Raw genomic sequence first — 6000 nt, 5'->3', positions numbered from 1 at the left:
GATAGCTTAACGAATGTCTCACTAACCCATTAGCGGTTTTACCATCAATTTTACCAAAATTACCTTCGCAATATATAATCGCAGAAGGGATGACAGGTTTTACTTTCTGAGCAAGTGGTAACCAAGGTGCAAAATGGGGTACGTCGTTGTTGATTTCTACATTTTCAATTCTAGTGAGTTTGAAGATGTTTCTTAACTTTTGGGTTGAAATGGACATAATTAAAGCCTGCGGTGAGGCTTAGGAGGGCAACTAAGGAGTGCCGAGATGCGAGTTCGGAAAAGAAAAGAAGTCCCCACTAAGCGGTAGGGATAACAACCAAGGTAACACACTCACCAGACTTTTGTTGGTTATTATTAATACGCTTTCTAAGTCTATCACTTTCAGGCTTCACCCATACTAACGTGACTGATTAGAGATCTAAGACTCATTGTTCAACGTCGCCGTAGCAACCTCTCAGCTTTAAGGTTTCAAGATACTTTTTCTAATATCAGTTAAGTGAATTAGAGTTTTGAATTTAACGCGTTTTTGTCCAAAACCTTCACAGACTGAATTCCTACCCGTGTGTGATCACCAAGCGATTCTGTCGTATCGTAACTACCAAGCGACTTTGTCATTACTATAACTACCGAGGGATTTTGACGGAACTAAATTGGCTTACCTTTTAAAGTAATTAATTAAACTTTAGAAGGGGCTAAGGATGTTCTATATGGATTCTAAATCTCAGTTTACTGTCGATATCATTTGCAAAATTATCGAAGGTAAAATCAGTATCAATAGTGCCACTACCTTGCTCAACAAGTCTCGGCGAACTGTTGAACGTTATCTAAGCCGATATCGGAAAGAAGGTATTCGCTTCATCATTCATGGTAATCAGGGGCGCTCTCCAGTCAATAAGATCCCTGATTCGATCAAGAAAGAAGTCCAAAGCCTCATACAAACTAAGTACTTCGATTTCAATTTGCAGCATCTCTCTGAAGTCCTCAAAAAAAACGAAGGGATCGCTATTAAGCGTGAAACATTACGCTCTTGGGCACACGATATCCATCATGTTAAACGTGCTAAGCGACGCAGAACTCGCGTCAGGAAGTATCGGGAGCGGATGGAGTTACCTGGATTAATGCTTCAAATGGATGGGAGCCCTCATCGCTGGTTTGGTGATGAGAAATCTTGTTTGATTGCTATGATTGATGATGCTACTAGTGATATTCACGCTCAGTTTTTCCCCTCTGAGACCACCGAAGGCTGTATGAGGGTGATGAGAGCCTATATTGAGAAACGAGGGATATTTAAGACGCTCTACGTCGATAGAGCAGGTATCTTCGGTGGTCCCAAGCGAAGCAACTTCTCCCAGATGCAACGAGCTTGTGAGGAGCTTGGAATTGAAATTATCTTTGCTAACTCACCACAAGGAAAGGGACGCATTGAACGCTCATTCGATACCTTCCAAGATAGGCTTGTACCAGAACTAAGGCTGCACAACATTACCGATATGGAAGGCGCGAATCGTTATTTACAAGAAGAGTTCATACTCAATTATTGGGATGAACATGTTCGTGTTCAGCCCAAAAGTTCACGGTCTGCCTTTAAGCGCTTACCGCCTGATTTAGACCTGAACAGCATCTGCGTACAGAAAGAGTATCGAACCATACGACGTGATCATACGTTTGGCTTTGGTAACAAAAGGTATATTATCGACTCGCCTATCCGCTATTCCATTGAAAACCAAAAAGTAGAGATTAGATGCCAGTTCGATGGCACATTTTCCGCCTATTTTGGGCACCGTAGGCTAGATATTACCGAGCTGGTTGAGCCTCGTAAATGCAGTGAATACGGTAAAGAGGTTCAGCGGAAAATAGAAGCCTTAGAGCTAGTAGAGCAGTTGGGTAGTATATCTAAAGCAGCCCGTATCCTTGGTTGTTCTCGCCAATCCCTTTACACCTATCAGAAAATAATGGCTGAGGAAGGGCCTATGGGGCTGAAGCGGATCAATAAGCCCCTGAACCGCAGTAAGAATCGCATACCAGAGTATGCAGAAGACAAGATTATTGAGCTGACGTTGCAGAACCCACACCTGACTTTGATGCAACTCACGATTGAGCTAAAACAACACGATATCAATGTGAGTATTGGTACGATTAAAAACATCTGGAAGGAAGAAAACCTCAGCACTAGAGAACTTAGGATTAAAAAATCACAATCACTGAATATCGACGTGTAAGGCGAGAAGTATCAATCCTGACTAGAATGTAAGAGCATGACAGAATCGGTTGGTACTTATCCCGTCAAGATCCCTCAGTAATGACACTGAATTCCTACCCGTGTGTGGTTTAACAAACTACTCCTACCTGCACTTGCCCCTAGAATACTACCCTCTTTTTTTAAGTTCGAGAGCACCCAAAACTTCGTGATCTATCGCCGTAGTGCTTGGTTAAGTAGCTGACATCTAAACCATTATGAATTAATGCGAAGTGAAATTAGTTTTTTAATATCAATATTTGCGATACTTGAACTAATTGAGGTAAAAGAAAGACCTAACCCTCATCATTTTTGATCTCTATTAAAAACGAAGCATTAAGGGAATATGATGGATCCAATGGATAAAATTTGTGATATATGCGGCCACATGATGAGTGCTTGAGAATGTGGTGATTGCGAAAACTGTGGTGAAAAAACTAGTGATTGCATTTGCGTTGTTTGTGAACACTGCAAGGAATTTGAAGATAATTGCTCTTGTGAATACTGTGATACATGCAAAGAAAAGATGCCAGTTTGCATTTGTGAAAATGAAGACGAAATTTGTACTGAATGACATTGTTCAAAAATAATTAAATCTGCGGTAGGAACTAAATAGTGGGGATTCACGAAGCTTTTGCCCCATGCTTTAGGTTTTCTAACAATATAAAGGACTTCAAATGATTTTAAATCACATCTCAATTGGTACTTCTGATGTTGTAAGAGCCGTTAAATTTTACGATTCAGTTCTGTCTATATTGTCCATCAAACGTACTCACTATATAGAAAATATTGCTGCTGCTTATGGTGAAAATTTTGAGTTTTGGGTTGGCAGTCCTTGTAAAGGAAAAGCGACTCCCAGTAATGGTTTACATATAGCTTTCAATGCTCCTTCTAAAGAATCTGTTGAACAATTCTATACCACTGCAATTAAACTAGGTGGTATATGCGAAGGTAAGCCGGGGTTTAGGCCAGAGTATGGTGAAACCTATTATGCCGCATTTATTCGAGATCTGGATGGAAACAAAATTGAAGCAGTCATAACATAGCCTTAACATGAATATACAAAGCATTTAGAACGGACTCCTAACGCTCAGCTTAAGTTCGTACGAAACAAAAACCTGCGTTACTCATCACTTAACTCAGCTACATGCCAACACGTGTTGTTGTGAAATTATTTGAAAGGTATAAATGTGAATATAGTTGGTTCAATTGAGCAAGAGTTGCGAGATATTGGTTATCCCGAGCAACGAATTCGTACGAATCAAGTTCGTAGAATATCTGCGAAAATCTTTAAAAGTATTGAGAATAAAGATATTTCTAATGTATTTGCTATGTGCGAAGAATTACTCAACACTAGAGACTGGGCATATGGCGTCGTTGCTTATGATTGGGCATTTCGAGTAAAAACACAATACACGCTAGATACGTATGCAGTCTTTGAAAATTGGTTATTCGAGTACGTTACAGACTGGAACGATTGTGATGACTTTTGTACTCATGCTTTTGGCGAACTACTCAGACAATACAATGAGTTGTCTGATAAAACACTAAAATGGGCTAAGCACGATAATTTCGCAGTACAAAGGGCTACGGCTGTAGTACTAATATATCCAATTAATAAAAACTCATATGCTGGTTTAAACCCGTGTCTAGTCGCTGATCTTTTGTTCAAAAACGAACATCATTTGGTACAAAAAGGTTATGGCTGGCTATTGAAAGTACTCTCAAAAAAAGAACCTCAACTGGTCATAGAGTATCTGAGAAACAATCATGCTGAAATGTCTAGAACAGCTTTTCGTTATGCTCTAGAGAACCTAGATAAGCATATACAACAAGCTCTTATGTCACTTTAAAAATTGGCATAAGAAAACGACTACAGCACAATTTATCTTACTCAAATTTTCCAATCTGGTGCAAGTCGTCTAGAGCAATACCATTAAGCGATTTTTGTCTAATGATAAGCTATGCACTAAAGTGGTTTAACAAACTACTCCTACCTGCACTTGCCCCTAAAATGCTGCCCTATTCCCTTGAGATCGAGAGTACCCAAAACTTCGTGACCTATCGCCGTAGTGCTTGGTCTCAGCTTAGCTAAATAGCTGACTCGTTTAAACAAGTTATCCATCTGTTGGTCGCATGCACTCTGTTTACTTCCTTCCCTCCAGTGACGCCCTACGGTTCGGATAACCTCACTCTCAACCGTAGGCGGATTCAGGTATCTTTCACTGAGCCACCGAAAGAGAGCCTTCGTGGGCTCCCTGTTCATGCGATAGATGTGCTCGCTGTTGCTTGGATTATTAACTATCTCGCAGTGCTAAACGTTGCTCCATCCATTCTTCTATTTCACTCTCTACCCATGCGACAGCACGCCCACCTAGTGATACCGTTTTAGGAAAGGTATTCTCGTCCATAAACTTATAGATACTTGAACGACCTAATCCCGTTAACGCTATTACTTCTTTTAGTCTTAAAAATCTCATGGGAATTGTCTCCTGTTTGTATATACCCATGGGATAAGCCACTACTGTAAAAAAATGCAGTGGCTCTAATCTGAGTTAACGCTGACTACTCCCAATGTTATTGTTACGGCTACCAAAGTGTTTCGTCTCTTCTTTAGCTAAATAACTCACGTGCTTAAACAGCCTATCGAAATCATCATCAAAATCATCTGAATAACGATTTAAGCGATGGATAACAATGCGATCGTTCTCTTTGTCCTTTGAGAAATACGCCAACCCATTGGCTTCATCGTAATCAACACCAATAGCACGAGCCCACGCCTCTACAATGGAGGAGCCTAGGCTGTCTTGTTGGTCTTTCGTCTTCCCCGTCCAGTTGAATCGGTCTTTGTTAAAAAGTAATAGCAAGTGGTAGTGATCGACTAACGACGTAGAGCGCTCCTTGACCCATACATAACGAACTGTGCACGGATGCACTCTTACCCCTTCCCTTTTTTTTCTGCGTTCTGAGTAATCAATCTGAGACTGTAAAGAACGAATGAAGTTTGTCATCACATTACCGCACTCTTCTTTAGATCTAAGCTTAGGAAATCTTAAATCCACTCGTAAGGCCATCGTCCTTGGGTAGGCTTTAAGTGCTTTATCAATCGTGTCATAAATCTTATTTAGATATGGAATATAGAGTGGTCCATGAGCCGTTTGGATCGGATGCCCCAGAAACGTTTTTTTCGTGGTGAGTTTGAGATTTTTGTTTTTCTTCGAACGTTGATTCATCTTATCTACTCCTGTGTTTGAGTTCATAGATAAGCTGATGCTGTTATTTTTAATTCTGTACTGTGAGTCACTTGGTGTGACTCAGTGATATGAGTTACGTTGTGATGAGGTGATAGATTGATTGATTAGTAATTAGTAATACTAACCAAACAGACATTGGTGATGTTTCGCTATATTCATGACGTTCTCTTTTTACTTAAATAGGTCCCTCTTATTGGCCGCTCATTGAGGAAGTGTATCTCAACCATGCACTCCATACGGCCAATAATAAGATTTGGATTGCTTGCAAGTTAAATGATCTTGATGAGTAGTTCGAGATGGAATTTTGCTCACACCTATCCGTTTATCGAAATATCCCTCAAGCACCATTGGCATTTAATTATGCATAATTTACTTTATTTAACTCCTAACCACTCACAGTTTCACTTAAAGAAAGGTGACTACCACCTTAAGAAGGTGCTACTGTAATTTGTACAAATAAAAACAAAGAAAAACTCAATAACGAAAGTAAATTCAAGAAATTTCCTTGCT

The 6000-nt window shown here is 40.0% G+C and carries 5 protein-coding genes and 1 pseudogene; 3 read left to right on the top strand and 3 right to left on the bottom strand.

Annotated features, from left to right (window positions below):
- A pseudogene (locus tag AB6E85_RS17475) lies at nt 1-217 on the bottom strand (DUF1611 domain-containing protein); the annotation flags it as partial.
- A 481-nt stretch (nt 218-698) separates the two neighbouring features.
- Here AB6E85_RS17475 and AB6E85_RS17470 point away from each other — a divergent pair.
- The 3 genes from AB6E85_RS17470 to AB6E85_RS17460 all read left to right on the top strand — a co-directional run bounded on the left by AB6E85_RS17470 (nt 699) and on the right by AB6E85_RS17460 (nt 4089).
- On the top strand, nt 699-2219 hold the full coding sequence (locus AB6E85_RS17470; RefSeq protein WP_372143375.1) for an ISNCY family transposase: 1521 nt from the start codon (nt 699-701) through the stop codon (nt 2217-2219).
- A 694-nt stretch (nt 2220-2913) separates the two neighbouring features.
- Nucleotides 2914-3282 carry a VOC family protein gene (locus AB6E85_RS17465; RefSeq protein ID WP_333012272.1) on the top strand — a complete coding sequence of 123 codons (369 nt, stop codon included), beginning with the start codon at nt 2914-2916 and terminating at the stop codon, nt 3280-3282.
- 144 nt (nt 3283-3426) lie between these two features.
- Nucleotides 3427-4089 (top strand): DNA alkylation repair protein, encoded by a 663-nt coding sequence (locus tag AB6E85_RS17460; RefSeq protein WP_333012274.1) that lies wholly within the window; start codon nt 3427-3429, stop codon nt 4087-4089.
- Between the two features lie 444 nt (nt 4090-4533).
- Here AB6E85_RS17460 and AB6E85_RS17455 read toward each other — a convergent pair whose 3' ends face one another.
- Together AB6E85_RS17455 and AB6E85_RS17450 are read right to left on the bottom strand one after the other, a co-directional pair.
- Nucleotides 4534-4716, bottom strand: a complete 183-nt coding sequence (locus AB6E85_RS17455) for an AlpA family transcriptional regulator (RefSeq protein ID WP_372040552.1) — start codon at nt 4714-4716, stop codon at nt 4534-4536.
- Nucleotides 4717-4791: 75 nt separating this feature from the next.
- The gene (locus tag AB6E85_RS17450) at nt 4792-5469 is read right to left on the bottom strand and encodes an inovirus Gp2 family protein (protein WP_372143372.1); all 678 of its coding nucleotides are present in this window, start codon (nt 5467-5469) and stop codon (nt 4792-4794) included.
- Between the last annotated feature and the right edge of the window lie 531 nt (nt 5470-6000).

The organism is Vibrio sp. 10N.247.311.51, assembly GCF_041467855.1.
In the GTDB taxonomy this organism is placed as follows: Bacteria; Pseudomonadota; Gammaproteobacteria; order Enterobacterales; family Vibrionaceae; genus Vibrio; species Vibrio coralliirubri.
Note: the sequence above shows the minus strand (reverse complement) of the source record. Positions and strands in the feature narration are given on the sequence as shown.

Coding starts and splice junctions, on each gene's coding strand:
- AB6E85_RS17465 (WP_333012272.1), top strand. CDS start 2,914: ATGATTTTAAATCACATCTCAATTGGTACTTCTGATGTTGTAAGAGCC.
- AB6E85_RS17455 (WP_372040552.1), bottom strand. CDS start 4,716: ATGAGATTTTTAAGACTAAAAGAAGTAATAGCGTTAACGGGATTAGGT.
- AB6E85_RS17470 (WP_372143375.1), top strand. CDS start 699: ATGTTCTATATGGATTCTAAATCTCAGTTTACTGTCGATATCATTTGC.
- AB6E85_RS17450 (WP_372143372.1), bottom strand. CDS start 5,469: ATGAATCAACGTTCGAAGAAAAACAAAAATCTCAAACTCACCACGAAA.